The sequence below is a fragment of the Aestuariivirga sp. genome (assembly GCF_020252395.1).
GTDB lineage: Bacteria > Pseudomonadota > Alphaproteobacteria > Rhizobiales > Aestuariivirgaceae > Aestuariivirga.
On sequence record NZ_JADCDB010000002.1, the window covers coordinates 261,298 to 286,832 of the forward strand.

General features: G+C 63.2%; 31 protein-coding genes. 29 read left to right on the forward strand and 2 right to left on the reverse strand.

Going from position 1 to position 25,535, the window contains the following annotated elements:
* Nucleotides 1-323 precede the first annotated feature (323 nt).
* From IOC82_RS02555 to IOC82_RS02630, 16 genes are all read left to right on the forward strand, one after another.
* Nucleotides 324-1,535, forward strand: coding sequence for a hypothetical protein (locus IOC82_RS02555; RefSeq protein ID WP_290544597.1), 1,212 nt, complete (start codon nt 324-326; stop codon nt 1,533-1,535).
* Nucleotides 1,516-2,451, forward strand: a complete 936-nt coding sequence (locus IOC82_RS02560) for a hypothetical protein (RefSeq protein WP_290544598.1) — start codon at nt 1,516-1,518, stop codon at nt 2,449-2,451. The genes IOC82_RS02555 and IOC82_RS02560 overlap by 20 nt, the downstream gene beginning before the upstream one ends.
* Before the next feature lie 170 nt (nt 2,452-2,621).
* The gene (locus tag IOC82_RS02565) at nt 2,622-2,828 is read left to right on the forward strand and encodes a DNA-binding protein (RefSeq protein WP_290544599.1); all 207 of its coding nucleotides are present in this window, start codon (nt 2,622-2,624) and stop codon (nt 2,826-2,828) included.
* A complete protein-coding gene (locus IOC82_RS02570) occupies nt 2,825-3,310 on the forward strand; it encodes a hypothetical protein (RefSeq protein ID WP_290544600.1) in 486 nt (161 codons plus the stop codon). Before IOC82_RS02565 ends, IOC82_RS02570 begins: the two co-directional genes overlap by 4 nt.
* Nucleotides 3,310-4,191, forward strand: a complete 882-nt coding sequence (locus tag IOC82_RS02575) for an ATP-binding protein (protein WP_290544601.1) — start codon at nt 3,310-3,312, stop codon at nt 4,189-4,191. Before IOC82_RS02570 ends, IOC82_RS02575 begins: the two co-directional genes overlap by 1 nt.
* A gap of 15 nt (nt 4,192-4,206) precedes the next feature.
* A complete protein-coding gene (locus tag IOC82_RS02580; protein WP_290544602.1) occupies nt 4,207-4,869 on the forward strand; it encodes a hypothetical protein in 663 nt (220 codons plus the stop codon).
* A 9-nt stretch (nt 4,870-4,878) separates the two neighbouring features.
* Nucleotides 4,879-6,561, forward strand: a complete 1,683-nt coding sequence (locus tag IOC82_RS02585; protein ID WP_290544603.1) for a DEAD/DEAH box helicase — start codon at nt 4,879-4,881, stop codon at nt 6,559-6,561.
* Nucleotides 6,562-6,774: 213 nt separating this feature from the next.
* Nucleotides 6,775-6,969 (forward strand): DUF6511 domain-containing protein, encoded by a 195-nt coding sequence (locus IOC82_RS02590; RefSeq protein WP_290544604.1) that lies wholly within the window; start codon nt 6,775-6,777, stop codon nt 6,967-6,969.
* A 17-nt stretch (nt 6,970-6,986) separates the two neighbouring features.
* Complete coding sequence (locus tag IOC82_RS02595) at nt 6,987-7,757, forward strand: hypothetical protein (protein ID WP_290544605.1); 771 nt, start codon at nt 6,987-6,989, stop codon at nt 7,755-7,757.
* Nucleotides 7,754-10,078 (forward strand): AAA family ATPase, encoded by a 2,325-nt coding sequence (locus IOC82_RS02600; protein WP_290544606.1) that lies wholly within the window; start codon nt 7,754-7,756, stop codon nt 10,076-10,078. The genes IOC82_RS02595 and IOC82_RS02600 overlap by 4 nt, the downstream gene beginning before the upstream one ends.
* Before the next feature lie 406 nt (nt 10,079-10,484).
* Nucleotides 10,485-10,997 (forward strand): hypothetical protein, encoded by a 513-nt coding sequence (locus IOC82_RS02605; RefSeq protein ID WP_290544607.1) that lies wholly within the window; start codon nt 10,485-10,487, stop codon nt 10,995-10,997.
* Nucleotides 10,997-11,275, forward strand: coding sequence for a DUF6378 domain-containing protein (locus IOC82_RS02610; protein WP_290544608.1), 279 nt, complete (start codon nt 10,997-10,999; stop codon nt 11,273-11,275). Before IOC82_RS02605 ends, IOC82_RS02610 begins: the two co-directional genes overlap by 1 nt.
* A gap of 84 nt (nt 11,276-11,359) precedes the next feature.
* Entirely contained in the window at nt 11,360-11,839 is a 480-nt protein-coding gene (locus IOC82_RS02615; protein ID WP_290544609.1) for a hypothetical protein, read from the forward strand.
* Between the two features lie 185 nt (nt 11,840-12,024).
* Nucleotides 12,025-12,597, forward strand: coding sequence for a hypothetical protein (locus IOC82_RS02620; protein ID WP_290544610.1), 573 nt, complete (start codon nt 12,025-12,027; stop codon nt 12,595-12,597).
* 160 nt (nt 12,598-12,757) lie between these two features.
* Nucleotides 12,758-13,999, forward strand: a complete 1,242-nt coding sequence (locus IOC82_RS02625; protein ID WP_290544611.1) for a DNA modification methylase — start codon at nt 12,758-12,760, stop codon at nt 13,997-13,999.
* Nucleotides 13,999-14,214: a hypothetical protein gene (locus IOC82_RS02630; RefSeq protein WP_290544612.1), complete on the forward strand. Its 216-nt coding sequence runs from the start codon at nt 13,999-14,001 to the stop codon at nt 14,212-14,214. The genes IOC82_RS02625 and IOC82_RS02630 overlap by 1 nt, the downstream gene beginning before the upstream one ends.
* A 45-nt stretch (nt 14,215-14,259) precedes the next feature.
* On the opposite strand, the gene IOC82_RS02635 is transcribed toward IOC82_RS02630, so the two are convergent.
* Both IOC82_RS02635 and IOC82_RS02640 read right to left on the reverse strand, forming a co-directional pair.
* Nucleotides 14,260-14,733: a DUF3489 domain-containing protein gene (locus IOC82_RS02635; RefSeq protein ID WP_290544613.1), complete on the reverse strand. Its 474-nt coding sequence runs from the start codon at nt 14,731-14,733 to the stop codon at nt 14,260-14,262.
* 102 nt (nt 14,734-14,835) lie between these two features.
* Nucleotides 14,836-15,063 carry a hypothetical protein gene (locus tag IOC82_RS02640; protein WP_290544614.1) on the reverse strand — a complete coding sequence of 76 codons (228 nt, stop codon included), beginning with the start codon at nt 15,061-15,063 and terminating at the stop codon, nt 14,836-14,838.
* A 105-nt stretch (nt 15,064-15,168) separates the two neighbouring features.
* Here IOC82_RS02640 and IOC82_RS02645 point away from each other — a divergent pair, with 105 nt between their 5' ends.
* The 13 genes from IOC82_RS02645 to IOC82_RS02705 are packed head-to-tail and all read left to right on the forward strand — an operon-like array spanning nt 15,169 to nt 25,532.
* Nucleotides 15,169-15,726, forward strand: a complete 558-nt coding sequence (locus tag IOC82_RS02645; RefSeq protein ID WP_290544615.1) for a hypothetical protein — start codon at nt 15,169-15,171, stop codon at nt 15,724-15,726.
* The gene (locus IOC82_RS02650; RefSeq protein ID WP_290544710.1) at nt 15,623-17,590 is read left to right on the forward strand and encodes a terminase gpA endonuclease subunit; all 1,968 of its coding nucleotides are present in this window, start codon (nt 15,623-15,625) and stop codon (nt 17,588-17,590) included. Before IOC82_RS02645 ends, IOC82_RS02650 begins: the two co-directional genes overlap by 104 nt.
* Nucleotides 17,591-17,599: 9 nt before the next feature.
* The gene (locus IOC82_RS02655) at nt 17,600-19,195 is read left to right on the forward strand and encodes a phage portal protein (protein ID WP_290544616.1); all 1,596 of its coding nucleotides are present in this window, start codon (nt 17,600-17,602) and stop codon (nt 19,193-19,195) included.
* Nucleotides 19,192-19,443, forward strand: coding sequence for a hypothetical protein (locus IOC82_RS02660; protein ID WP_290544617.1), 252 nt, complete (start codon nt 19,192-19,194; stop codon nt 19,441-19,443). Before IOC82_RS02655 ends, IOC82_RS02660 begins: the two co-directional genes overlap by 4 nt.
* Entirely contained in the window at nt 19,443-20,726 is a 1,284-nt protein-coding gene (locus IOC82_RS02665) for a S49 family peptidase (protein WP_290544618.1), read from the forward strand. The genes IOC82_RS02660 and IOC82_RS02665 overlap by 1 nt, the downstream gene beginning before the upstream one ends.
* A gap of 25 nt (nt 20,727-20,751) precedes the next feature.
* Nucleotides 20,752-21,129: a head decoration protein gene (locus tag IOC82_RS02670; protein ID WP_290544619.1), complete on the forward strand. Its 378-nt coding sequence runs from the start codon at nt 20,752-20,754 to the stop codon at nt 21,127-21,129.
* 30 nt (nt 21,130-21,159) lie between these two features.
* On the forward strand, nt 21,160-22,191 hold the full coding sequence (locus IOC82_RS02675) for a major capsid protein (protein ID WP_290544620.1): 1,032 nt from the start codon (nt 21,160-21,162) through the stop codon (nt 22,189-22,191).
* 14 nt (nt 22,192-22,205) lie between these two features.
* Entirely contained in the window at nt 22,206-22,622 is a 417-nt protein-coding gene (locus IOC82_RS02680; RefSeq protein ID WP_290544621.1) for a hypothetical protein, read from the forward strand.
* Nucleotides 22,619-23,422 (forward strand): hypothetical protein, encoded by an 804-nt coding sequence (locus tag IOC82_RS02685; RefSeq protein ID WP_290544622.1) that lies wholly within the window; start codon nt 22,619-22,621, stop codon nt 23,420-23,422. Before IOC82_RS02680 ends, IOC82_RS02685 begins: the two co-directional genes overlap by 4 nt.
* Nucleotides 23,409-23,993, forward strand: a complete 585-nt coding sequence (locus IOC82_RS02690; protein ID WP_290544623.1) for a phage baseplate assembly protein V — start codon at nt 23,409-23,411, stop codon at nt 23,991-23,993. The genes IOC82_RS02685 and IOC82_RS02690 overlap by 14 nt, the downstream gene beginning before the upstream one ends.
* 11 nt (nt 23,994-24,004) lie before the next feature.
* Complete coding sequence (locus tag IOC82_RS02695; RefSeq protein WP_290544624.1) at nt 24,005-24,253, forward strand: hypothetical protein; 249 nt, start codon at nt 24,005-24,007, stop codon at nt 24,251-24,253.
* Nucleotides 24,254-24,258: 5 nt separating this feature from the next.
* A complete protein-coding gene (locus IOC82_RS02700) occupies nt 24,259-24,678 on the forward strand; it encodes a GPW/gp25 family protein (protein WP_290544625.1) in 420 nt (139 codons plus the stop codon).
* On the forward strand, nt 24,675-25,532 hold the full coding sequence (locus IOC82_RS02705; RefSeq protein WP_290544626.1) for a baseplate J/gp47 family protein: 858 nt from the start codon (nt 24,675-24,677) through the stop codon (nt 25,530-25,532). The genes IOC82_RS02700 and IOC82_RS02705 overlap by 4 nt, the downstream gene beginning before the upstream one ends.
* The last annotated feature ends 3 nt before the right edge of the window (nt 25,533-25,535 follow it).

The following is a 25,535-nucleotide window of genomic DNA, read 5'->3' on the forward strand; positions in this document are numbered from 1 at the left end:
CATCAAGACTGTTCGCGATTGAGGTTGATGAGCAAGAGATGCAGCTCAAAGTCGACAAACACAAGCATTTTCAATAACTTGCGAAAATGAAGCAAGCCTGAGGAAACGCTGGGAAATCCTGCGGTGTGGACAAGTTCAGGTCTGCTGGGGATTTCCACGCGGTTTGACCTCCGAGACTTCCGAATCGGGCTCGTCTGGGACTACACGCACCGCCCCACTGAAAGATGTGGAAGGGGCATTGTTCAGTGTTCCCCATATTGAAAGTTCTTGTTATGTTCCAACAGAAGATTCCCAACCCACCCCCGCCTGAGAAAGGACCTTGAATGGCACCAATCACTTCGTTTTTCTGGAAGACCCCGGTGCCAAGCCTAAAGGCTTATCTTGCCACCAAGCCGTTTACGTTGCCCGCGACGGTCACTTGGACCGGTGCCGACAGCGATGTTGTCGAGACACTGATCGCGGCGTTGGACACCCTGTCCGAGGCGGATCGCGAGACGCTGATCCTTGAGATCGCCCGCATGATGGCGCTTGCTGACGAACCTGGTCAGAACGCGTTGCTGGCTGTTGTCAGCAACCGCGTCATGTTCGACGCGGTTGAAGGTGGACACAATCGCGCGCTTTGGGTCCTCATGAATGAGCACGCGAATTTCCAGCTGGCCGAAGACGTCCGCTATAATGACGAGAAACGCCGCGGTCGGATGTGGCAGGGCTTCGTGGTTGAAAAACACAAACTGGTTCGCAAGGATCGGTTTTCGCGCGATGCGTTCACGGTCGAGATCCAGCGGAAGTTCAGCACCAACCATGTGCATGTCGATGTCTTTGATCGGAATCGCGTGACGTTCGACGGCAAGAGCCACCAGCTTGTTCAAGTCGCCGTCTACCGTGAGGGCCGCCCAGACGATACCCTTGGCTTTGACGGCGCAGGCAAGCTGCAACGGCACCTTGTGAAGCCGGTCTATGAAGCCTCGCTCACTTATGAGCCCAGCGAGGGCGTCATTGAGGTTGTGGCCGGCGACAAGGACGTTCGGGTAGCCATGGCAAGCATGATGGGCCGGACGCTTATGGACATCGAGTTCAAGGGCGAGATTTTGCCTGCGCGGGAATATGACCTCGGTATCCTGATGGAGCCTTTCGACTTCCCGACCGATGCCCGAGCTCCGGCTGATCAGGTGGTCGAAAAGGTCCAAGTTCGCGAGCTTCGCTTCAAGCCACTGGATCGGAATGGCCAGCGCGTCACGCTGGAATGTGATGGATCGGGTGGTGACACCATCTGGGACATGGCCGATAGACACATCGATCCGGCTGCGCAGCGGCGTGCCGACTGGGTGATCACGCGGGCGCGTCTTGTCGTCAAATTTGCGCCTCATGGCAAATCGCGCCGCGCCCGGAGCCTGAACTTGACGATCACTGTACCGCACGGCTGCAATCTGAAAGGCATGACACCGCCCGAACGGCTTGTCGGCGAAAAATATCTCCGGGATTGGGGCATCCTGAAGGGCAAACCGGAGGCGATCGATGGCGCTGAACGCTCATAAGGGAGCCGTCGATCTCCTCCTGAAGATCCTGGAGACGAGGTCAGCCAGGATGACGGGCTCGGTCATGAGGGCCAGTTTCGGTGAAGCATCCACCATTCTGATGGAGTCCGGCCTCCTGCTGAACGTCGGACGAGCGGAAACGGTCGCTTCCATGGACGATTTCGAGGATGAGCCAACGCGCGTGGAATGGTCGGCGGAACAGGGATCTATTGGATACTATGCCAACAACGGCCGTTGGGTTGAAGTGTCTGCCGAGGAACTTGCCATTTACGGTGTGGCCATGCCGACGTTCCTCACTCAGCTTCTGGTCAGGTGCGAGCGCATTGCGGAAGGCGGCAAAGAGCCCCTCGTTCCCGATGTCGTCTGGGACCTTGGTACCGTATGGCTGCACGGCCGCGGCAAGCCGGTTTCCGTGTGGTTCGCTCGCAGGCTTTCTGATACCCGACACCGTGGCGCGCTTGAGAACATGGCGGCCCGACGCCCGCCTGCGGATCTGCGGGTTGTGATGACGCCGACGGCAGACTGCCCGAACCTAGATTTAATAGGTCATGTCCTGGTTTCACTGCGTGACGTTCTAGAGGCGCCCGACCGCATTGTCGTCGAACCGGCCATACTGGCGAAACGGCTGAAGCAGGTCCCAACTTCGTTATTGAAGCCGATCCAGCATTCGCCGGACTACGGCATGATTTACATCGGCGAAGAGAGTTACCCGTTCCGAGGCCCGCAACACCGCGCGATCCTCAAAATCCTCGTCGACGCCTACAACGACAACGACCCCGTCCGGCTGACGGCGGACATCCTCGAGGAGATCAAACCTGGCCCCAAGGTCACGAACCTTGCGCGCGCCTTCAGCGGCAACAGGCACTGGCAAAAGTTCATCAAGGAGGAAGCCGGGCAATGCTGGATTGAGATTTGATGCCCTCCTCAACCTGACCATGAAGCCGCCTCTGGGCGGTTTTCTTTATTGTCGTCGCTCTCCTTCCGTTTCCCCTTCCTTCCACCTTCCCGTCCCCTTCCACCCCCTCCTGCAAGGTCCCCGTCACGGTTGCTCACAAACCGATGGAGACCTGAATGACTACGAGGCATTTGAACCAGACCGAGCTTGCTGCTCGCTGGACGATATCGCCCCGCACTTTGGAGCGGTGGCGGTTCACGGGTGAAGGCCCGCAATTCATCAAGATTGGCGGTCGCGTGGCGTACCGCCTCGGAGACGTCGAAGCCTATGAAGCGGAGCAGATCCGCCAGGTCACGCCTGGCGTGCGCCGCGGCCCCAATAGCGGGGAAGCGGCATGACCATCCTCAATCACATCACTCTAGAGGCGCTCCCGCGTCTGCCGATTGCCGAGATCGTCGCTCTGCCTGCGGGGGAACTCGCCCGCCTGCAGAGGGAAGCGGACGATGCCCTGCGCAAGGCCAAGTTCACCGTCACCTGGCTCGACAGCGCCCTCACCCAGAAATACGCCGACCGCGCCCGGCAGGCACGTGCCGAGGGCGAGAAGGACAATGGCACTGTCCGCTTCGAGGATGATGGCGTCACAGTCGTTGCCGATCTTCCCAAGAAGGTCGAATGGGACCAGCGTGACCTCGCCGATCTGGTCGAACGCATCAAGGCCGAGGGCGAAGACCCGCGCGACTATGTCGAGGTCAGCCTCAAGGTCTCGGAGCGCAAGTACGGCTCCTGGCCCACGCACATCCGCTCGCTTTTCGAGCCGGCACGTACGGTTCGCGCCGGCAAGGAGACGTTCGAGCTGCTCGTCGAGCAGGAGGGCGTGTGATGCCACTCCCCATCATTCTCGCCGATCAGCGCCTGGCTGAACGCCGTGGCATCAAGGCTGCCATCTTCGGCAAATCGGGCATCGGCAAGACCAGCCTGCTCTGGACGCTGCCGCCGGACACGACGCTGTTCTATGACCTCGAAGCGGGCGATCTCGCCATTGAGGGCTGGAGCGGCGACACGATCCGCCCGCGCACCTGGGACGAGTGCCGCGACTTCGCGGTGTTCATCGGCGGCGCCAATCCCGCCATCCCTGATGGCCGTCCCTATAGCCAGCGTCACTTCAACGAGGCCTGCGCCAAGTTCGGTGATCCGCGCGCACTCGACAAGTACGCCACGATCTTCGTCGACTCGATCACAGTCGCGGGCCGCCTCTGCTTCCAGTGGGCCAAGGAGCAGCCGGAGGCTTTCTCCGAGAAGACCGGCAAGCCCGATGTGCGGGGCGCCTACGGCCTGCATGGCCGTGAGATGATCGGCTGGATCACGCATCTTCAGCACACGCGGGCGAAGGACGTTTTCTTCGTCGGCATCCTCGACGAGAAGCTCGACGACTTCAATCGCAAGGTCTTCGTGCCGCAGATCGACGGCGCCAAGACCGGGCTCGAATTGCCGGGCATCGTCGATGAAGTGCTGACGATGACGGAATTGGCTGACGCCGCAAACCAGCTGCACCGGGTCTTTGTCTGCCGGACGCTGAACCCCTGGAACTATCCCGCCAAGGATCGTTCCGGCCGGCTCGACCTCGTCGAGGAAGCCCACCTCGGCCGCCTCATCGCCAAGATCGGCGAGCCCGGCCGCTCCCCTCTCGAACGCCTCACTTTCAGCCGCCCGGCGCCTGTCGTCCCGGAGGCCGACACCGCTCACCCCCAGTCCAAGCTCTGATCCAGGAGAATTCCCATGACGAACGCATGGAACGATTTCAACGACGCCAAGCAGAATGCCAATCTCATCCCCAAGGGAACCATCGCCAAGGTGCGCCTGACGATCCGTCCCGGCGGTTTCGACGACCCGTCGCAGGGCTGGACCGGCGGCTACGCCCGACGCGGCACCACGGGCTCCGTCTATCTCGATGTCGAGTACACGGTCCTCGAGGGTCCTTTCGCCAAGCGCAAGATCTGGTCGCTGATCGGGCTCTACAGCGCGTCCGGCCCGAACTGGGCCAACATGGGCCGCAGCCTGGTGCGCAGCATACTGAACTCGGCGCGGGGTCTGTCCGACAAGGACAATTCGCCCGATGCGCAGAATGCCCGCCGGATCTCCGGTTTTGCGGATCTCGACGGGATCGAGTTCTTGGCCCGCATCGACATCAGCAAGGACAGCAATGGCGAAGATAAGAACGACATTCGCCAGGCGGTGACGCGCGATCACAAGGAGTATGCCGCTGCCACGGGTGGCCATGCCGCGCCCATCGGCTACGCCACGGCTCCGGCCTATGCGGCCCCGGCCCAGCAGTCGGGCTACGTGGCCCCGCAGGCCCAGCAACCTACCTATGCGCCGCAGGCCCCGCAGCAGGCCGCCCCTGCGCCCGCCGCCGGCGTGCGTCCCACCTGGGCGAAGTGAGGTCACGCCATGCTGCTTCGTCCCCGTCAGAAGATCTTTGTTGAGCGCAGCCTGTCTGCGCTCAACACCCGCCGCAACACGCTGGGCGTCGCTCCGACGGCGGCCGGCAAGACGATCATGCTCTCGGCCGTTGCCGGCGAGGTAGTGCGCGGAACCGAGGCCAAGGCCTGTGTCCTCGCCCACCGGGATGAACTGACCGATCAGAACCGGACGAAGTTCGGCCGCGTCAATCCGGGAGTCACCACGTCTGTCGTCGACGCGAATGCAAAGTCCTGGGATGGCCAGGTGACGTTCGCCATGGCACCGACCCTGTCACGCGCCTCGAACCTTGTCGACATGCCGGCGCTTGATCTCCTGGTCATTGATGAGGCGCACCACGCGGTTGCTGACAGCTACCGGCGCATCATCGATCACACCTTGCAGCGGAACCCGTCTGCAAAGATCTTCGGTGTCACCGCCACACCGAACCGGGGCGACAAACAGGGCCTGCGCGAGGTCTTCGACAATGTCGCGGACCAGATCCGCATCGCCGAGCTGATCGCGTCCGGCCACCTCGTGCCCCCGCGCACCTTCGTCATTGATGTCGGTGTGCAGGATGCCCTGAAGAAGGTGCGCCGTGTCGCGGCCGATTTCGACATGGGCGAGGTCGACGCGATCATGAACAAGTCGCCCGTTACCGATGCGGTGATCGCCAACTGGAAGGAGAAGGCCGCCGGCCGCCAGACGGTCGTGTTCTGCTCCACGGTCGATCATGCACGCAACGTGGCGGACGCCTTCAAGGCCGCCGGTGTCTCCGCCGCGCTCGTCCATGGCGAGATGGGCGATGCCGACCGCAAGGCGACGCTCGCTGCCTATGACAAAGGTGAGATCCAGGTCATCGCCAATGTTGCGGTGCTGACCGAGGGCTGGGACCATCCGCCCACCTCCTGCGTTGTGCTACTCCGGCCGTCTTCCTACAAGTCCACCATGATCCAGATGGTCGGGCGGGGCCTGCGGACCGTGAATGCGGAAGAATACCCCGGCGTGATCAAGACCGACTGCGTCATCCTAGACTTTGGCACCTCGAGCCTCATCCACGGTTCGCTTGAGCAGGATGTCGATCTGGACGGGCGGCAGGCGACAGGGGAGGCGCCCACCAAGTGCTGCCCCTCCTGTGAGGCGGAGGTTCCCGCCGCCGTGATGGAATGCCCGCTCTGCGGCCATGTCTGGGAAAGCGAGCGCGATGCAGGCGACCCGGAAGCGCTCGGCCACTTCGTGATGACGGAGATCGACCTTCTGGCGCGCTCCAGCTTCGCCTGGGTCGACATCAACGGGGACGGTTCTGTCATGATGGCTGCCGGCTTCACCGCTTGGGCTGGGGTCTTCCATGAGGACGGACGCTGTTATGCGGTGGGCGGCGCCAGGAACAAGCCCTCCGCCCTGCTGGGAGTGGGCGAAAGCATCGTCTGCCTCGCAGCCGCCGATGACTGGCTCAACAACAATGAGACGGACGAGTCGGCGCACAAGACCAAAGCCTGGCTGCGCCAGCCGCCGACCGAGCGGCAGTTCGCCTTCCTGCCTCCCACCTGTCGGATGGACTACAGCCTGACCCGCTACCAGGCCTCGGCCATGCTGAGCCTCAAGTTCAACCTTGCCGCCATTCGTGCCCGGATCAGCGAGGCCAAGGGCGCCCGGTTCGCGGTGGCCGCGTGATGGAGGAGCTTCATGTCGCCATCACCCAACTCTGCCGGTGCGCGGTTTACCTTCTGGCATCCGCGCTTCGCGCTCTGCGCAGTGTGTCGGCAGCCGACGCGTGGCTTTGGCTGGTCCGAGCCTCAGCGTGTGAGCCGGCCGCGCCCCTCGGTGTGGTTCTGCTCCATGACCTGTCAGGCCTTCTTCTGGCAACGGGCCCGGAGGTCTTCCGCCATGGTTGATCTCACCGAGGAAGAAAAATCCGCCATGCGCCAAGCCATGCAGATAGTGGCCGAGGTCATGGAGGAGATCGGCTGGCAGACCAAGCTGATCGACCTCAGCGAACCGCAGGTCCTCACCCTCATCGAAGTCGCCATCGGCGGCTTCCAGGACGCGATGCGCGAGATCACCGCGGGCAACAAGCAGTAATTTCCAGAGGTGCTATTTTGACACTCGATTACAATCACACGCGCAGTTTCGCGGAAGCCCTCAACGACGCCATCAATACGGCGCTGACCGATGAAAACGACACGCGTCCCTACCGCGAATATCTCGGCGGATCGCGCGTGGGTCACGCCTGCGAGCGCGCCCTGCAGTTCGAGTTTGCCGGCGCCCCGAGAGACGATGGTGCTGACTTTCCCGGCCAGACCCTGCGCATCTTCGCCATCGGTCATGCGCTCGAGGATCTGGCAATCCAGTGGCTGCGCGCGGCTGGGGTCGATCTCTATACCCGCAAGGGCAATGATCCCGATGGTGAGCAGTTCGGCTTCTCGGTGGCGGGTGGTCGTATCCGCGGCCATGTCGACGGCATCATTGCTGCCGCCCCCGAGCCCATGTCACTCGGCGTGCCTGCGCTCTGGGAATGCAAGACCATGAACGCAAAGAACTGGCGCGCCTGCGTCAAGGACGGGGTGGTGGTCTCAAAGCCGGTCTATGCGGCGCAGATCGCGCTCTACCAAGCTTATATGGACGCCTCCGTTCCGGGGCTGGCATCGAACCCGGCGCTGTTTACCGCCATCAACAAGGACACTGCAGAGCTGCATCACGAGCTGGTGCCGTTCAACGCCGAGCTTGCGCAGCGGATGAGCGACCGCGCCGTGCGGATCCTGAGCGCCACCGATGCAGGCGATTTGCTGCCGCGCATTGCGCGCGACCGCGATCACTTCGAGTGCCGGATGTGCGCTTACGCCAACCGCTGCTGGAGGCTGGCCCAATGAGCGATGATCATGACGACAAAACCACTGGCGAAGTGATCCACTTCAATCCATGGCGCGATTTCAACGACGCGGCGCCGCAGGAGGACCCGTTCGGCATCGAGCCCGATGCGGACCAGCTGGCGACGTTTATGGATGTGGTCTTCAGCTATTGCGAAGGCCCGATCCCGGTGCGCGGCTTCGTCGACAAGGGACAAGGCCGGGACGGCAAGCCCAACAATATCTGGATCGAGGCTGACGCCTCGGCCTTCGATAAGCTGAAGACCTTCGCCACCTGGGCGTGGCGCGAGGGTGCGGCCCTCTATGTCATCCCGGGGACCGTGGCGGCCCAGGGCCAGGCGCGTGCCCACGAGGTCCTGCAGATGCAGGCCATCGTCGTGGATCTCGATGCAGGCGACATTCCGGCAAAGCTCGCGCACCTCGTGCGACATCTCGGCACACCCACGCTCACGGTCGAGAGCGGCGGCCGGACGCCGGAGGGCGCCATCAAGCTGCATGTCTGGTGGAAGCTTACCGAGGCCGCCACCGGCGAGGATCTTGCAGCCCTCTGCCGCCTGCGCGGCGACATCGCAATGAAGGTGGGTGGCGACACGCATTTCCGGTCGGCGCACCAGCCGATCCGTGTCGCCGGTTCCGTCTATCACAAGGGCGGCTTCCAGCGGCTCGTCCAGATCCGCGACCATCACCCGGTTGAGGTGGAACTCGCGGAGTTCGCTGAGCAGGTAGCTGCCATGCCGGCATTGCCGGGTGTCGGCATGGAGCCCACGCCAGAGGCAAGCGCCAAACCTTCGCTCGAAACCATTCTCACCACCCCGGTGCATGAAGGCGGCACGGACCACTGGACCCGGTTCGAAGGCGCGAGCGCTGCGATTGGCCACTACGTCCGGCTGGTCCACGACGGCAAGATGACGCCGAATGATGGTTGGGAAGCGATCTGCCAGTACAACGCCGCCATGCTGCGCCCGTCGTGGCCGCCGGAACGCCTGCAGCAGGAGGCCGACCGCCTCTGGGCGCTGCACGTCAGGAAGAACGGCCCGGCACTGCTGCGTGCTGAGGAGAACGCAACCTCCGCCGCCACTGCGATCCCGGTGTTTTCAATGGGGGAGTTGCTTGATGACCGCTCGCCCATGCCGGAGGACATCATTGCCCCACGCGTTCTTACTCCGGGTGGCCTTCTGGTGCTCGGTGGCGCACCGAAGGTGGGCAAGAGCGATTTCCTGATCAGCCTTCTCGCCCACATGGCGGCTGGAGTGCCTTTTCTCGGGTTTACGCCGCCGCGCGCAATGCGGGTGTTCTACCTCCAGGCGGAAATCCAGTACCACTATCTGCGCGAGCGCATGCAGCAGATCCGTCTCGATGCACGCGTCATCACGGGCGCGCGCGACCGGCTGTTCGCTACCCCGAAGCTGCGCATGATCCTCGACGACAAGGGCCTCGCCCTGGTGGTTGAGGCCGTGCGGGTCCGTTTCCCCGACGCGCCGCCTGACATTATCTGCCTCGACCCGATCCGCAACCTGTTCGACGGCGGCGAGGACGGCGGCGGGGAGAATGACAACGCAGCGATGATGTTCTTCCTGACCGAACGGGTGGAGCGGCTGCGTGAGGCAGTGGCGCCCGACTCCGGCATCATTCTCGCCCACCACACCAAGAAGATGAACCGCAAGGCTGTTCTCGAGGATCCGTTCCAGGCGCTGTCGGGCGCCAGCGCGCTGCGTGGCTTTTACACCTCAGGGCTGCTCATGCACCGGCCTGACGAAGAGAGCACCATGCGCCGGCTGGAAATCGAACTCCGCAACGGTCCGGCGCTTCAGCCCAAGCTGATCGACAAGGAGAACGGCCGCTGGGTCGAGATCAACCCCATGAACGAGCGCCTCGTGCGCAAGGACCTGGGCGCCAGGCATGACGCCGAGCGGATGCGCAAGAACGAGGTGATCCTCGGCCTGATCTATGAGGAGGCACGCGACGGCAAGGTCTACACCATGACCAGCTTTGCCGAGGCCTTTGAGAACAAGGCTGGGCTCAGCGGACAGACGGTCATCCGTGACCGACTCGGAGTGCTCACCACCAAGGGCTTTGTGAAGTTTGTCCGCGGCACCGCCGCCACCGAAATTGGTCTCGCCGCCGAGCGCAGCAAGTACGGCTACCTCTGTGTCGAGGGGATGGAACTCGGTACTGGCAAGGACCAGGTCGATCCTGCCACCGGGGAAGTCATGCCCGAGCTCCTTCCGGTCCTGCCGAGCCACTACAAGTGCACCCAGACCGGTGCCGTGCTGCCCGTCGAGAACCCCGCCGTATGGGTCTACCGCGAGGAGGATCTGGCATGATCTGTACCTTGCGGAAGGTTCCGAAATCTGCCCCCCGATTTCCGGAATCTGGACCAGATTTCGCAAAATCTGCTCAGCCCCCGAAATCTGGAATCTGGATTTTCTGTCGCTTTCTCAATGGCTTAGATGGTGCATTCCAGATTTCGGAAACAACTTTCCGCAATCTGCTCCGCAATCTGGAGTTCATTAGTGAAATCAATGACTTTGAGCAGATTTCAGATTACGGATTTCTCCCCCTAAAGGGGAGGTGCCACCCGCTGAAGCTGGGTATGGCACCTTCCCGGGAACCTGTTTGGTGGGACGATGGGTAAGTAGATCCATTCCCCCCAATCCAGACGGACGGCTGCCTTCAGCGCGCCACCCCCTGACCATCCATCACCCCATCACCCTCATGACGGAGACCATCATGGCTTCGAATGCCCAGACTCTGCCTGCCGCCAGACCCAACCCCGCGACAGGCTCCATTCTCGCCCTCGACCTCGGCACCAGCATGGGCTGGGCGCTGCGGCTTGGGAACGAGACCCACAGCGGCACCGTATCCTTCCGCCCCAGCCGCTACGACGGCGGTGGCATGCGCTACGTCCGCTTTCGTCACTGGCTCGATCAGCTGGCCGTGACAACCGGATTGCCCGAGGCCGTTTACTTCGAGGAAGTGCGCCGCCACGCGGCCACCGACGCGGCCCACATTTACGGCGGCTTCCTCGCCTGCCTCACCGCCTGGTGCGAAGAACGCGGTCTTGCCTACCAGGGCGTGCCTGTCGGCACCATCAAGCGGCACGTGACGTCCAAGGGCAATGCCGACAAGCAGGCGGTGATCGAAGCCGTCCGCGCCCGCGGCTTCACGCCTGCCGACGACAACGAAGCCGACGCCATCGCCCTCCTCCTCTGGGCCATTGAGACCAAGGGTGGTGTGCTGTGATGAGCGGCGAAGCAATGCTCATTGAGGCCGCCCGCATCATTGCCAAACGGCGTGTGGCCTATGGCCACCCAGCCTCGTCCATGGCGGCGATCGCGGCCCGCTGGTCGGTGACCCTCGGCACGCCCGTCACCCCCGCAACCGTCGCCCTCTGCCTGATTGATCTGAAGCTTGCGCGTCTCGCGCACGATCCCGCTCACGCCGACTCCATCACCGACATCGCAGGCTACGCGGCCGTGCTCCGCGAAGTCGTCACCCAACATCAGCAGGAAGGAATCTGAACCATGGTTCGTGGAAGAAAACGTAAACCTGGAAAACGCTACCCTTGCGGCAAGCGCATGCGCGAGGAAACAGAGCGCGAGGCCATGTCGACCGTGCTCGATGCGCGTAAGCGCCATTTCGGGGTGTCGGGCAAGGAAGCGCGTGATGAACGCCTTGGCACCGCACTCGGACGGCTCGCCTTCAAGGGGTTGATCAGCGACGTGCAGTACCAGGCCGGTGTCGCTTTTGCCGACCTCTACCTCAGGCACAACGTTACCGTCGGATTGCCAATGCCGAGCCCGAGCTCGGTCACAGGGCTTCTGATCAACGAGGGAATCTTTGGCGCCAGCCCCAGCGAGCCAGTGCTTGAGGTGATCGAAAAGGTCAAGCGGCGTTATGCCGACGCCACCGCAGTCCTCGACGAATGCGACCGCGAGCAGCGGCTGTCACCCGGACGCCGGCCGACCTTCCTCGTCTACCGGGTGATTTGCGCCGACGAGGACGTGCAGCACTGGGACACGGAAGATATCGGAAATCTGCGCGTCGCACTCAACGCTCTGGTGCGCGTGTTCCGCCTGGGGTGAGGTTATCCACACGACAGGACTACGATGCGCTTCGCACCAGTGCGCAGGAGTTATCATGTTGATTTATATTGCGAAAACGTCTTGACGATCAACCGAAACGCGACTAAAAGTTCCGTTATTGGATGCTTAGAAATGTGCCCGGAGATAACCCCTCCGGGCCTTTTCTTTTTCCGGAGGTGTCGAAGATGCGTGTCGTCTTCCTCGAGGCAGACGATGTGCGGATCCGCTTTGAAGCTGCCTGCACCCGTCTGGGCGAAGGCGAAGCTCGCCGTGCCTTCTCGATGGCGCTGAACAAGGAAGGCCGCAAATCCTTCACGGCGATGCGCCGTGCGCTGAGCCTCCAGTCCTCGATCCCTCGCGGTGCCGTGAATGCAGCGATGCGCTTCAAGGGTGCGACACGTGCCACGCTCTCGACCACGACCGCTGGCACCGGCCGGCATCTGCCGCTGTCCTTCTTCGGCGCCAAGCAGTTCTCCTACGGTGTGCGTGCCAAGATCTGGGGACGTGCGCAGACCTTCCGCTCGGCCTTCGTGGTCAACCGTTACGGCAACGGCGCCTTCAAGCGCAAAGGTAAGGCTCGCTTTCCAATCGAGCAACTATGGGGTCCTGCGGTCCCTGTCGAAATGTTGCGTGACGAAGCGTATGCCGCGTGGACCGATCAGCATCCTCGCGTGCTGCGTGAGTGTGAGCGTCTGATCGCACTGGTGCTGACTGGAGCGGGGTTCCGCGGTGCCCAGCGCAATCGTAGTGCTGCGTAGGGGGGCGGGGCTAGGAGCCCCATTGCGGACTTCTGAGTAGCGCTGCCGCCGCCGCCCGATATTCGCGTGTTTTTTCTGGTTTCGTTTTTCCGTTTTGTTTTGATTTCGGGCGCCTGAAAGCCCCGAAAATCCGCCACTTCCATCTTGAACCGGGGGCTCCATGATCGTCACTGAAATCCCGGTCGGCCGGCTCGTCCCCTATGCGCGCAACCCGCGCAACAACACGGCCGCCATCGATGCCGTCAAAGCCTCTATCGCCGAGTTTGGCTTCCGCCAGCCCATCGTTGTTGACGAAAAAATGGTGGTGATCGTCGGGCACACGCGGCTCGAAGCTGCCAAAGCGCTCGGCCTCAAGGTTGTGCCCGTGCATGTGGCCGAAGGTTTGAGCCCCGCCCAGGCGCGCGCCTATCGCCTGATGGACAATCGCTCGCATGAGAATGCCGATTGGGACGATGAGCTGCTGAGGCTCGAATTCGGCGACCTGAAACTCGATGGTTTCGATCTCGGACTCACCGGCTTTGAAGAGGAGGACCTCGACCGCCTTCTGGGCGCCGAACAACTCGATGGATTGACCGATCCGGACGAAGCGCCGGAGCTGCCCGTGGAGCCTTTGAGCAAGCCTGGTGATCTCTGGATACTCGGCGACCACCGGGTGCTCTGCGGCGACTCCACCGTGCTGACAGACGTGGAGAAGCTGATGGGCGGCCAGCTGGCCGACATGTGCTGGCAAGATCCGCCCTACAATGTCGATTATGGCAACAGCGCAAAGGACAAGATGCGCGGCAAGGACCGGCGCATTCTGAACGATGCCCTGGGTGACAGATTTTCCCAGTTTCTCTACGACGCCATGGTCAACACACTGATGGTAACCAAAGGTGCCTGCTACGTCTGCATGAGTTCATCGGAACTCCATACGTTGCAGAAGGCCTTCACCGATGCGGGTGGCAAATGGTCGACCTTCGTCATCTGGGCCAAGAACACCTTCACGCTCGGGCGCGCTGATTATCAGCGCCAGTACGAGCCGATCCTCTATGGCTGGAAGGACGGCAGCCAGCACTACTGGTGCGGCGCCCGCGACCAGGGCGACGTGTGGTTTGTGGACAAGCCGCGGGTCAACGATCTCCATCCCACAATGAAGCCGGTGGAACTCGTGGAGCGGGCGATCACCAATTCCTCAAAAGGCCGGGACATCGTCCTGGACCTCTTCGGTGGCTCCGGCAGCACGCTCATTGCTGCAGAGCGCACAGGCAGGTCGGCCCGGCTGATGGAACTCGATCCGAAATATGTCGATGTCATCGTCCAGCGCTGGCAGGACTACACTGGAAACAAGGCAGTCCTCGATGGCGGGGACCGCCTCTTTGATGATCTCAAATCCCCGCGCCTTGCGAAGGATGCAGCCTGATGCAAACGCGGCTGATGTCACTCGCCGAGTCGGTTGCAAACATCGTCGTGGGTTATGGAGTCGCGGTTATCACGCAACTTCTGGTCTTTCCGCTCTTCGATCTTGGCGCATCGCTCAGCGACACTCTGGCCATCGGTCTAATCTTCACCATCGTTTCGCTGGCGAGGTCTTATGTGCTGCGGCGGCTTTTCAACGCACGGGCATCGAACACATGAAGCCCGCATCTGGTGCGGGCTTCGGTTCCGGTTCGCCGTCTCTGATCAGCTGATGCGATAGACGCGGCCTCTGCTCTCGTCTTTCTCGGACGTGATGGTGAGGCCTAACTTCTTCTTCAACGCTCCGGCCATTGCACCCCTCGCAGTGTGCCGTTGCCATCCAGTGGCGGTGACGATCTCATCGATGGTGGCACCCGCCTTGCGCTTCAGCATCTCGATGAGCAGCTCCTGTTTCGTGCCCTTTCGGACTTTAAGTTCCTTTGGAGCCTCAGACGTATGCGGCGCTTTGTCCTCGGTCTCGGGCTTTGCCAGCACGAGCTTCTGCCCGTCCTTGGCGTAGTCGCCATCACGGGCGGGGCCGCGCGGTTCAAGGATGCCCTTCTTGATGAGGCTGGCAATTGCCGCGCCATAGGCACGGGCATCGGCCTTTGACCTCGCCCGTTCGCGGGTTGGGACGGTGCCGTTGTTCCGGGCGACGGCGGTGAGGATGACCTGTTCGGTGTCGGTGAGTTTCATCATGGATCTGCTCCATCAAGGGTTTCCGGAGCGGCGGGACTGCCGGTTCCTACGACCCCAAGCCCCGCATTTGAGGCGGGGCGGAGCCCTTGGTTGGGCGAGCAGCTATTCGGCGTGTTCGCCTTCCTTGAAGGCGGCGTCGGTGATGCGCCGGAGATTGCGGGCGTGGTCCTCGAGGGTCCCGACATCGCCCCAGTTCACCTTGTCGGGATCCGCGCCGAAGTGGTCCTCGCTCAGCTTCGCGATCCTCGTGAGCATCGTGTCAATTTCCGCCTTCTTCGCGATGAAGGCGTCGATCGCCTTTCTGTTGTCCCATGCCCGTCTGCGCATCATGTGCCTCCCTTGTTGGGGCCATGAATGCTTCATGTTCGGGAGAAGACAAGCGGAATAGCGTTGTAATCCTATTGTTTCTGATCATTCTGCCGGAGGCGGGGGCATATGGCTGAACATGCAGGTCTCATCCCCATCGGCCAGGCAGCACGGCTTTTGATGATCTCCGAAGAGCGCATCCGGCAGCTCGTCAAACAGGGCTTCATACCGAAGCCGGAGAAGCGCGGCGCCGTGCAACTCGTGGGTGCCGTGCAAGGGTATCTCAGATACCTGAAGGACGATGAGCGCCGCTCGACCAAGTCAGCCGCTGACAGCCGGGTGCGCGATGCAAGGGCGCTGGAGATCGAACTTCGGATTGCCGAGCGCTCGCGTGACCTGATCCCGGTCGAGGATGCGCTCACTGACATGGCGGAGTTTGCAGGCCTCGTGCGCTCGGAACTGGCGGGGCTTCCCGCGCGGCTGACCCGCATCATCGACGAGCGTCAGAAAGTTGAAGCGGAAATCGATGGTGTCCTCACGCGCCTTGCCGAGCGAGCCGCTCAAAAGGCTGAAAGCCTGGAGGCTGGCCGAAGCCATTCTGCGGCCGGCGCCCCGGCTGCCGCCCGACGAATGGGCGCGCCTCAACAGGGTCTATCCGGAGACCTCAGGTCTACCGGGCCCGCGTGATCCCTCGATCACGCCCTATGTCATTCCGGTGGTGCGGGCGGTCCATGCCGGCCATCACAAGCGGGTCGTCATGGTCTGCGGCGCCCAGATGGGCAAAACGGACGGGCTTCTCGACATCATCGGAGCCCGGCTTGATCAGCGCCCCGCGCCGATCCTCTATGTGGGTCCAATCCGGGATTTTCTGACCGACCAGTTCGAACCACGGCTGATGAGTCTTCTCGATGAGGCGGAGACCCTGGCGGCGAAGGTGGTGCGCGGGCGGCGCATGAAGAAGACCCTGAAGGTCGTGGCCGGCGTTCCGGTGCGACTTGCGCATGCAGGATCCTCGGCAGGCCTCAAATCAAGCCCGGCGGCTCTGGCCCTGGTCGACGAATACGACGAGATGCTGGCGAACGTAAAAGGCCAAGGCGATCCGCTGGGGCTCGTCGAAGCCCGCGGCGAAACCTATGCCGACTTTGTCACGGCGATTACATCGACACCGTCACGTGGCCTGATCGAAACAGAACTCGATAGGAAGAGCGGGCTCACCTTTTGGAAGCTCGGGGATCCGGAGGCAGTCGAAAGCGCCATCTGGAAGCTCTGGCAGTCCGGCACGCGCCACCACTTCTGCTGGCCCTGCCTTCACTGCGAGAAGTATTTCGTGCCGCGCTTCGAGCAAATGCGCTGGCCGGAGAATGCCACGCCGGCGGAGGCTTCAAAAGCGTCGCAGCTGCAATGCCCGCATTGTAGTGGCCTCCATCACGACGACGACAAGACGGAGATGAACGCCCGGGGGCTCTACGTGGCACCCGGTCAATGGATCGAGGATGGAGAGGTACGGGGCCACCCGCCCGCGAATGCGGTGATAAGTTTCTGGACGAGCGGGCTTGCAAGCCCCTTCGTCACCTGGGGCACAAGGGTCGAACGTTGCGTCCGCGCTCTTGCATCCGGCGATCCCGACCAGCTGCAGACCGCACTCAATGCCGGCTTTGGCGAATGCTACACGCCCGCCTCGGGGCGCGATGCGCTCGATTGGCAGGAGATCTTCCAGCGGCGTGCACCCTATCAGATGAAGGAGGTGCCCGACGGCGTCTTGCGCCTCGGCATGGCGGTCGATGTGCAGAAACTGTCGCTCTACTACACGATCCGCGGCTTTGGCTCGCGCGGCCGGTCCTGGCTCATCGACCGGGGCCAGTTGTTCGGCCCCACCGATGACGACGAGGTCTGGAACGCGCTTGCTGATCTGATGCTGACACCCATTGCGGGGCTGCAGATCGAGCGGGTGTTCATCGATTCCGGGTTTCGCCCGAACAAGCTCGACGGTGGCGATGAGCACAAGGTCTATGAGTTCACGCGGCGCTATCCTTGGCTCGTCTCGCCCACCAAGGGGCGCGCGACCATGTCACCGCCTTACCGGGTGTCGAAGATCGAGGTGACGCCCAAGGGAAAGCAGGCGGCCTATTCGATCAATCTCGTCTGGCTCTCAACAGACTTCTTCAAATCGCTGCTGGTCTCGCGGATCCGCACGCCGCTCGATCAGCCGGGATCCTTCATCGTTCCCGACGACATTGACGAGGATTACGCAAGGCAGCTTGTCTCCGAGGTCAGGGTCGTTGATTCTGCCACGGGCAAGCCGCAATGGGTGCAGCGCTCAAGGCAGAACCACTACCTCGACTGCGAGGCCCTCGCGATGGCGATCGGCTATTCCCTGAACGTCCAGCGCATTCCGGAAGGCATCCTGCGGGAGCAAAGCGAAACAGCGCTTGCCGACGCGCAGGACAACGAAACCAAGAGCAAGTCTGAGACGGTTGCAGCCCTCGCGGTTGCAGCGGCGCCTGATTTGCGCGCCCGCTTTGCCGGGCTCTCCTCAAGATTGAACAGGTGACCTATGAGCATGATGGACATGGTTCGCGACTGGTTTGCGCCAGTTCGCGGCCGCAACGTCATGCCGCCTGCCATCCGGGCCGAATTTATGCGCGGCAATCGCGGCGTGGTGTTTGGCGGTTGGCGGCCGGCGCTGCGTGAAGCTGCCGATGACGTCGGCGCCTCCTGGGATCTGGCAGCGGCGCGCACGATTGATCTAATCCAGAACTCCGGCTGGATGGCTGGCGCCCTTGATCAGGCTGTCGCCAATACGGTCGGCAATGGCCTTCGTTTGAAGGCGATGCCGGAGAACGAGCTCTTCGGCATGACCAATGATCAGGCCGAGGAATGGGCACAGCTTGTTGAGCAGCGCTGGAACCTCTGGGCCGACCGGCCTTACGAGTGTGACATCGAAGGACGCCGCACCTTCGCGCTGATGCAGGCCGCAGCCTTCCGCTCCTGGTTCGCCACCGGCGAAATCTGGGCAGAAATCCCCTGGCGCGAGCGCCCAGGCGGCCGTTACGGCACCAAGGTGCGGATCATTCCGCCGCACCGCGTGGTCCGCCGAGACGACTCCCTGCGCAATATCGCTCAAGGCGTGCGCATGAATGGGGACGGCATGCCCGTCGCCTATCTTGCAACCCGCAAAGATGTCCTGCGCGGTACAACCGAGGAATATGAGGTTCTGGCACGCGATGCCCGAGGGCGGGCCCGTGTCGTCCACGTCTATGACGGCATGCCGGGCCAAATCCGGGGCATCAGCCCGCTGACGCCCGCCTTGCAGGTGGCGCGCCAGTTCGACCAGCTCTCGGATGCAACACTGACCGCAGCAATCCTGCAGACGGTCTTCGCGGCTTCGATCACCTCGGATGAACCGACTGAGGAAGTGCTCGCGGGCCTTCTGACGCCGCAGGAGCAGGCCCGCCTTGCTGCCAGTGGTGTGTCGCCCTGGGACGCCTATGTCCAGGCGCAATCGGGCTGGTACGACAACGCCACCATCGATCTCGGCATCAATGGCCGAATTGCTCATCTCTTTCCGGGCCAGAAGCTGGAGCTTCACCGCGCCCAGCATCCCCATTCCGATTACCGGGACTTTGCAGCCCATTTACTTCGTGAACTCGCCCGCTGCATGGGGCTCACCTATGAAAGCGCCACGGCAGATTACACGAATGCGACCTATTCGAGCGTGCGCATGGCCACGGGCGAGATCTTCCAGATTACGCTCTATCGTCGCGCCCATCTGATCGCGCCGTTCTCCAATGCGGTCTACGAGGCCTGGCTCGAAGAGGAGATCGCCCGCGGTGGCATCCCCTTCCCGGGCGGCCTCGACGGGTTTCTGGCCAATCGCTCGGCTGCATCACGGGCCATCTGGCGCGGCGCCCCCAAACCACAGGCCGATGATCTCAAGACCGCCAAGGCTCATGAGATCTGGAGCCGTCTCGGCGTCATGACCGACGCCGCGATTGCCGAGGAACTCGGCCACGATATCGAGGATGTCTACGCGCAGCGCGCCCGCGAATTGGCGATGCGCGAGACCTATGGTCTCCCAGAAGCACAACACCAGGGCATCACCGGCAACGGCGATCCGAACGCCGCCGACCCTGCCGGAGACAGCACAAACCCATGACCATTCTGACCGATTACGCCGACCCTTGCGCTGTGCTGCCAAGGATCCGCGAAGCCTATTACGCGCTCCTCGAAGGACGCCGCGCCGAAGTTGTTGAATTCGATGCCGGCAACGGCGTCAGGCGGCGGGTTCAGTATGGGAAGAGCGACATCGGTGCGCTGCGGGCTGAACTCTCGCGCCTTGAGGCGCTTTGCAAAGGCCAATCCGGCCATCGCCGCCGCTTTGGCCTCCGCTCAGGGGGATACTGATGCCGGGACAGTTGCTTCACCTTGCAGATCGCCTCCTCAACACGCCGCTTCTGCTCCATCCGGCCAAGGCCGAGATCATCCTCGGCGTGCTCAGCGGCCGCATAGGTATCGATGCCAGTCTTGTCGACGGCAAGGCCCCGGATGCCAGCCGTTTTGTGGGCTCTCAGCGCCGCGAAAGCGGTGGCCGGGCCTTGACCCGTGCCAGCGGGGGCGTTGCCATGGTCCCCGTGCTCGACACTCTCGTCAATCGCGGGGCCTGGCTCGACAGCCGGTCCGGAATGACGAGCTATGAGGGGATTGCGGCGCAAATCCGCGATGCAGCATCAGACCCGGATGTACGGTCGATCCTGCTCGATATCTCCTCCCCCGGGGGTGAAGCCTCCGGCATGGCGGGTCTGGCGGATCTGATCCGTTCGGTGCGCCAGACCAAGCATGTGACGGCGCTTGTCAACGACATGGCGGCCTCCGCCGCCTACGGGATTGCCAGTGCCGCCAATGAAATCGTGATCTCGCCCACCTCCATGGTGGGGTCGATCGGTGTCGTCATGTTGCATGCCGACCGCTCGGGCGAACTCGCGGCACAAGGCGTGAAGCCCACCCTGATCTTTGCAGGCTCCCACAAGGTCGATGGCAATCCGTTCGAGCCCTTATCGGATGCAGTGCGGGCCGATCTGCAGTCGAGTGTCGATGCTCATTACCAGCAGTTTTTGGAGGTGGTGGGCGCCGGCCGCGGCAACAAACTCCCAGCCTCCATGGCGCGCGCCACCGAAGCCCGCACCTTCATCGGCCAAGAAGCCATTGCCCTTGGTCTTGCCGACCGGATTGCCAGCTTCGACGAAGTTCTTTCCACACTTAGCCAACAACCCCGCCCATCCGGGCGTAACGCTCGCACAGGAGGGATCAAGATGAGCACGAATGAGGGCGCGCCGGCCACCGATAATGCCGGAATTTCCGTTCAAGAACATAGCGCGGCTGTTGCAGCTGCGCGCCAAGAGGAACGTGCCCGCATCCGGGCAATCGTTTCCGGTGAAGAAGCCAAGGGCCGTGGCGCCCAGGCCCTGATCCTGGCCACCGAAACGGCGCTGTCGGTCAATGAGGCCGAAAAGCTTCTTGCCGCCTCTCCCAAGGAAACCGCCGTCGATGCGCTCGCGTCACGCGCGATGAGCGGCCCCGAGATTGGGGCCAGCACCGAGCCCCGAGAACCAGATGCACGCGAGCGCGCCAGCCGCGGATGGCAACACGCCATCGCCGCCGCAAACCGCTCGATCGGCGTGAAGCGCTGATCAACCCTCACAAGGAGACCTTCCCATGCCCACTGTTTTCAACGAAGGCCGCCATCCCGGCGAGTTCCTGCTGTCCGAAGGAGCAGGCCAGATTTCCCGGGAGGCCGGCATCGTGGCTTCCGGATCCGGCATCATTGCGCCCGGCACCGTCCTCGGAAGGCTCACCATCAGCGGAAAGCTGGTGCCTTCGCCCGCAACCGGCGCCGACGGTTCGCAGACGGCCGTGGCCGTAGCCCTCTATGGCTGCGACGCGACGAGTGCTGATCAGATCATCGCCATCATCGCCCGCGACGCGGAGGTGAGGGTGGACGCTCTCGTTTATCACGCCACCGTCAATGACGCGGCCAAGCGCGCGGCGAAGGCCACGCAGCTCGCCGCGTTTGGCATCATCGTCCGCGCCTGATCGCCGGACTTCAGAAAGGAATAACGGGTCATGCCTGTGCTCGATATCTTCAACGCGGACGCCTTCTCGGTCACCACCATGACCGAGGCCATGCGCGAAATCAGCTACGTTCCCGGCCGCATCGGCGAGCTTGACCTGTTTCAGGTCGAGAGCATCGATACGCTCGATGTGGCCATCGAAAAGCAGTCGGCGGAGAGTCTTCTGCTGATTCCATCGTCGCCGCGCGGCGGCCCCGGCGATACGCGTGATATCGGCCGCCGGTCGCTCCGCAAGCTGACCGTTCCTCATTTTCAGAGGAACGATGCCATCTACGCGGACGAGGTGATGGGGGTTCGCGCCTTCGGATCGGAGATCGCTGTCGAAACCCTGCAGGGCAAGATCGCGCGCAAGGCCGCGGTCCACTCGCAGGACTTCGCGCTGACCGAGGAGTATCATCGTCTCTCGGTCATCAAGAGCGGCATCCTCTTCGACAGCGACGGCACGACCCAGATCTACAACTACGCAACGGAGTTCGGCGAAAGCCTCCCCGCCGAGGTCGACTTCGATCTTGACAACACAAGCCCCGCCGCTGGCGTGCTCCGCAGGAGGTGTGCCGTGCTGTTGCGCGCCATGGCCGACAGCCTTGGCGGCCTGCCTTTCCGCGGCGTGATGGTCATCATGGGCAAGGCCTTTGCTGACGACTTCTATGCCCACAAGGAGGTCCGCGAGACCTACCTCAACTATTCAGCGGCGGCCGATCTCCGGGCGGGCTACGTCTCGACCACGGGCAAGACCTATGGCGGGTTCGAGTTCGGCGGCATCGTGTGGGAGGAATACCGCGGCGGCGGCAGCGTGTCGGTTGGCGATGACAAGGCCCATGCGTTCCCCATCGGCGTGCCGGGTCTCTTCAAGACCCTCTATGCGCCGGCGGACTACATCGAGACCGTCAACCGGCCGGGCCAGCGCCTCTATGCGAAACAGTGGCAGAAGCCCAACGACAAGGGCGTGAATGTGGAGTTCCAGATGAATGCACTCCACTACTGCACGCGTCCGCGCGTCCTGATGCCGCTGCGCCGCACGTAAGGAGGTCTGACGCCATGGTCTCGCCGTTCGATGCTCTCGACGGGCTGATGTCCTCCGCCGTCGAGACAGCTTACGGCGAGGCCGCAATCCTGACGCCGCGCGTGTCCTCTCAATATGTGCAGCGCTCAGCTGACGACAATCGCCCCGCGGCCAATGTCTGGGGCGTCTTCTCGGCGGGCCCGGGCGAGTCCCAGATCAAGGGCCAGGCCAGTGGCGGCGAGTTCTCGGGCTCCACCCGCATGCAGGTCATGCGGGCCGAGTTCTGGATGACCGCTGCCCAGGTCTCGGCGCTCGGCTTCGCTCCCGCCAGGGGCGACAGGATCGCATTCCCCGGCAGGGCTGGATCGCCCTTCTACGCTGTCTCAGGCGTCCAGCACACAGACATGGGTGACACCGCCCTCATACTCGTCCGCGAGGATCAACCCGCATGAGCCTGTCCCGCCTCGCCATGCGCATCGCCGCGGCGCGCGCCGTCAAAGGCGCGACACTGGCCGAGGACCGGGTCTTCGACAGCGCCATCGATCCCATCGACCTCACCATCGCCGAGAACCGGCAGCCGATCCTGGTGGTGATGACCGACGAGCATGAGGCGATCCCCACGGGCCGTGACCTGTTCCACGCCGATGTCGCCTGCGATCTCGTCATCGAGGCGGCGATCGCCGCGCGGGTGGAGATCGAGGGCGAGGTGACGATCACCATTCCGCACACCGATGAGGGCATGGAGCTGGTGCTCGACATGATGGAGCACCAGGTGATGGCGGCGCTGACCCGCGAGCGCAACAGCTGGTCCCGGGTCTGGATGAAGCTGGTGCCGCGTGTGAAGCGGCGCCTGTCGCGGCGCGGTGCTTCCGCCGAGGGCGGGGTCCGCTTCGCTGCGAGGCAGATCGTCCTTACCTGTGACCTGATCGAGGCCCCGGCTGACGGCGCAGTCCTCGCGGCTGGCTCGGCCTGGGCGGATGTTCTCGCCGTCATGGAGGAGGATGAGGCCTTGCAGCCGATCGCCGATCTGCTGCGCCTGACCATCGAGGGGGCCGAGGTCGCCCAATGGAAACGGGCGGCCAACATGCTGGGGATACACAAGGCGACGGCCAGTGCCATCGGGCTGGGTCCGGTCCTCGGCGAGGGCGGCGATCCTGCCGTGGTCGAGGGCATGGCCGTGACTGGCGGCATCAGCGCAACCCTCGATGACGGGGCGTTGGCAGAGCAAGGGGTCCCGCATGGCGGTCCGTGAACTGGTCGAGCTCGCCTCCCGCATTGCCGAGCTCGAGCGGCGTTTCTCCGGCGTCATGCGGCACGGTACGGTCGAGGAGGTCGATGCGGCGAGGCAGCGGGTCAGGCTCAACTTCGGCAAGGATGTGGATGGCAAGCCGTTCCTCTCGCCCTGGGTGCCTTACGCCCAGATCGCCGGGGCGCTCAAGGTCCACACGCCGCCGTCGAAGGGCCAGCAGTTCACGCTGTTGTCGCCTGGCGGCGACTGGCAGCAGGCGGTGGTGCTCCCGATGACCTGGAGCGACAAGAACCAGTCACCCTCATCAAAGGGTGACGAGAACGTCCTGACTTATGGGAACGTCAAGGCAGCGATCAGGGATGATCTGACGCAGCTCAAGGTGGGCGGCACGGAGTTCGAGATCACGAGCGGGCGCGTTCTCATCAAGGTGGGCGGCGTCGCGGTCGAGATCACCCGCAGCGGTGTGGCCATCACCGGCGGCAAGGTCACGCATGATGGCAGGAACATCGGCTCAACCCACATCCACGGTGGCGTGGCGCCCGGCGGCGGGCTTACCGACGTCCCGGCAAACTGAGGAACAGACCAATGACACGATACATCATCACCGAGAAGGCCGGCCGCTTCGTGGCCGGGCGCAACAATACGGGCGTTGGCACCGTTCTGGAGCTGACCCCGGCGGAGGCCCAATACGAACTGACACTCGGCACGCTGGCCCTGGAGGAGGCTCCGGTGGAGACCGCCGCCGGGGCCCCGGAGGCCGAAACGGATGAAGGCGGTGACGCCACCGATGAAGGCGCGCCGAAGCCCAAGTCCAGGACGAAAAGCGCCGGGTGATGGCGATGGCCGCCGATCTCAACAGCCCGTCGGCAGGCCTCGACGCCGCGACGGGCGGGATCATCACCGGCTGGGACCATGTCGTGCAGTCGCTGGCCGACATCTTCGCCACGCAGTTCGGCACCCGCATCATGCGCGAATGGTACGGGTCCTTCGTTCCGAATCTGCTGGGCAGGCTGATCACACCCGACGAGGTGGTCCCATATTTTGCGGCGGTCACGTCAGCGATCGAGCAGTGGGAGCCCCGCTTCCGGATCACGCAGATCCAGGTGGTCGAGGTGACCAGAGACGGCCAGCTGCATGTGTTTCTCGACGGCGAATACCGTCCGCGCGCTGTCTATGGGGATTTCACGGTCGATGGCGCGCGCCGTCTCGATGCTTATGCCAACCCGGACGGCATCAGGTTTCAGGAGCGAGCGGCATGAGCCACGACACCGCGCTTGATCTCTCCGTGCTGCCGCCGCCCGAGGTGATCGAGACGGTCAGCTACGAACCGATCGTCACCCTCATGCGGGACGATCTGGTGGCGCGGTTTCCCGCGATCGCCGGGGTCATCGACCTCGAGAGCGAGCCCGCCCGGAAGCTGATCGAGGTGTTCGCCTATCGCGAAATCCTCCTCCGCGCCCGCGCCAATGACGTGGCCCGCGCCAATCTCCTGGCCTTTGCCGCCGGCGCCGACCTCGATCATCTGGCGGCCTGGTATGACGTGACGCGACTCGCAAATGAAAGCGATGCGCGGCTGCGCAGCAGGATCATTCTGGCGATCCGCGGGAGGTCGACGGGCGGCACCGAGCCGCGCTATCGCTTTGTCGCACTGAGCGCCAGTCCGCGCGTTGCCGATGCCGTGGTGTGGCGCGACGGGCTGACGCCGGTCGTGCGCTGCGCGATCTACGCTACCGACAATAATGGCGTCCCGGACGCGGACCTGATCGCCACGGTGACCGGGCATCTGACCGCGGCGGACGTGCGCATGGTGAACGACACCATCGCCGTTTCGGCGGCCGTCCAGAAACCGCAGAACATCACAGCACAGCTCACCTTGCTGCCCAATACGAGCGAGAGCATTCTCGCTGACGTCGAGGCGGCGCTCAGGGCCGACTGGCTCGCTGAACGCCGTTTGGGCTTCGACATGACGCTGTCCTGGATCACGTCGCGGCTGATGCGCGCCGGCATCTACAAGGCGGCGATCACGCTTCCCGCCACCGATGTGATCGCCCAGCCCAGCGAGGCGATCTCGGTCGGGACGGTCACGCTGACGGTCGCCGGACGGGACTTCTGATCG

Coding starts and splice junctions, on each gene's coding strand:
- IOC82_RS02665 (WP_290544618.1), top strand. CDS start 19,443: ATGCCGGGACAGTTGCTTCACCTTGCAGATCGCCTCCTCAACACGCCG.
- IOC82_RS02670 (WP_290544619.1), top strand. CDS start 20,752: ATGCCCACTGTTTTCAACGAAGGCCGCCATCCCGGCGAGTTCCTGCTG.
- IOC82_RS02570 (WP_290544600.1), top strand. CDS start 2,825: ATGACCATCCTCAATCACATCACTCTAGAGGCGCTCCCGCGTCTGCCG.
- IOC82_RS02620 (WP_290544610.1), top strand. CDS start 12,025: ATGCGTGTCGTCTTCCTCGAGGCAGACGATGTGCGGATCCGCTTTGAA.
- IOC82_RS02645 (WP_290544615.1), top strand. CDS start 15,169: ATGGCTGAACATGCAGGTCTCATCCCCATCGGCCAGGCAGCACGGCTT.
- IOC82_RS02555 (WP_290544597.1), top strand. CDS start 324: ATGGCACCAATCACTTCGTTTTTCTGGAAGACCCCGGTGCCAAGCCTA.
- IOC82_RS02705 (WP_290544626.1), top strand. CDS start 24,675: ATGAGCCACGACACCGCGCTTGATCTCTCCGTGCTGCCGCCGCCCGAG.
- IOC82_RS02560 (WP_290544598.1), top strand. CDS start 1,516: ATGGCGCTGAACGCTCATAAGGGAGCCGTCGATCTCCTCCTGAAGATC.
- IOC82_RS02700 (WP_290544625.1), top strand. CDS start 24,259: ATGGCCGCCGATCTCAACAGCCCGTCGGCAGGCCTCGACGCCGCGACG.
- IOC82_RS02695 (WP_290544624.1), top strand. CDS start 24,005: ATGACACGATACATCATCACCGAGAAGGCCGGCCGCTTCGTGGCCGGG.
- IOC82_RS02675 (WP_290544620.1), top strand. CDS start 21,160: ATGCCTGTGCTCGATATCTTCAACGCGGACGCCTTCTCGGTCACCACC.
- IOC82_RS02580 (WP_290544602.1), top strand. CDS start 4,207: ATGACGAACGCATGGAACGATTTCAACGACGCCAAGCAGAATGCCAAT.
- IOC82_RS02630 (WP_290544612.1), top strand. CDS start 13,999: ATGCAAACGCGGCTGATGTCACTCGCCGAGTCGGTTGCAAACATCGTC.
- IOC82_RS02575 (WP_290544601.1), top strand. CDS start 3,310: ATGCCACTCCCCATCATTCTCGCCGATCAGCGCCTGGCTGAACGCCGT.
- IOC82_RS02685 (WP_290544622.1), top strand. CDS start 22,619: ATGAGCCTGTCCCGCCTCGCCATGCGCATCGCCGCGGCGCGCGCCGTC.
- IOC82_RS02640 (WP_290544614.1), bottom strand. CDS start 15,063: ATGATGCGCAGACGGGCATGGGACAACAGAAAGGCGATCGACGCCTTC.
- IOC82_RS02605 (WP_290544607.1), top strand. CDS start 10,485: ATGGCTTCGAATGCCCAGACTCTGCCTGCCGCCAGACCCAACCCCGCG.
- IOC82_RS02590 (WP_290544604.1), top strand. CDS start 6,775: ATGGTTGATCTCACCGAGGAAGAAAAATCCGCCATGCGCCAAGCCATG.
- IOC82_RS02655 (WP_290544616.1), top strand. CDS start 17,600: ATGATGGACATGGTTCGCGACTGGTTTGCGCCAGTTCGCGGCCGCAAC.
- IOC82_RS02625 (WP_290544611.1), top strand. CDS start 12,758: ATGATCGTCACTGAAATCCCGGTCGGCCGGCTCGTCCCCTATGCGCGC.
- IOC82_RS02690 (WP_290544623.1), top strand. CDS start 23,409: ATGGCGGTCCGTGAACTGGTCGAGCTCGCCTCCCGCATTGCCGAGCTC.
- IOC82_RS02615 (WP_290544609.1), top strand. CDS start 11,360: ATGTCGACCGTGCTCGATGCGCGTAAGCGCCATTTCGGGGTGTCGGGC.
- IOC82_RS02635 (WP_290544613.1), bottom strand. CDS start 14,733: ATGATGAAACTCACCGACACCGAACAGGTCATCCTCACCGCCGTCGCC.
- IOC82_RS02600 (WP_290544606.1), top strand. CDS start 7,754: ATGAGCGATGATCATGACGACAAAACCACTGGCGAAGTGATCCACTTC.
- IOC82_RS02680 (WP_290544621.1), top strand. CDS start 22,206: ATGGTCTCGCCGTTCGATGCTCTCGACGGGCTGATGTCCTCCGCCGTC.
- IOC82_RS02610 (WP_290544608.1), top strand. CDS start 10,997: ATGAGCGGCGAAGCAATGCTCATTGAGGCCGCCCGCATCATTGCCAAA.
- IOC82_RS02660 (WP_290544617.1), top strand. CDS start 19,192: ATGACCATTCTGACCGATTACGCCGACCCTTGCGCTGTGCTGCCAAGG.
- IOC82_RS02585 (WP_290544603.1), top strand. CDS start 4,879: ATGCTGCTTCGTCCCCGTCAGAAGATCTTTGTTGAGCGCAGCCTGTCT.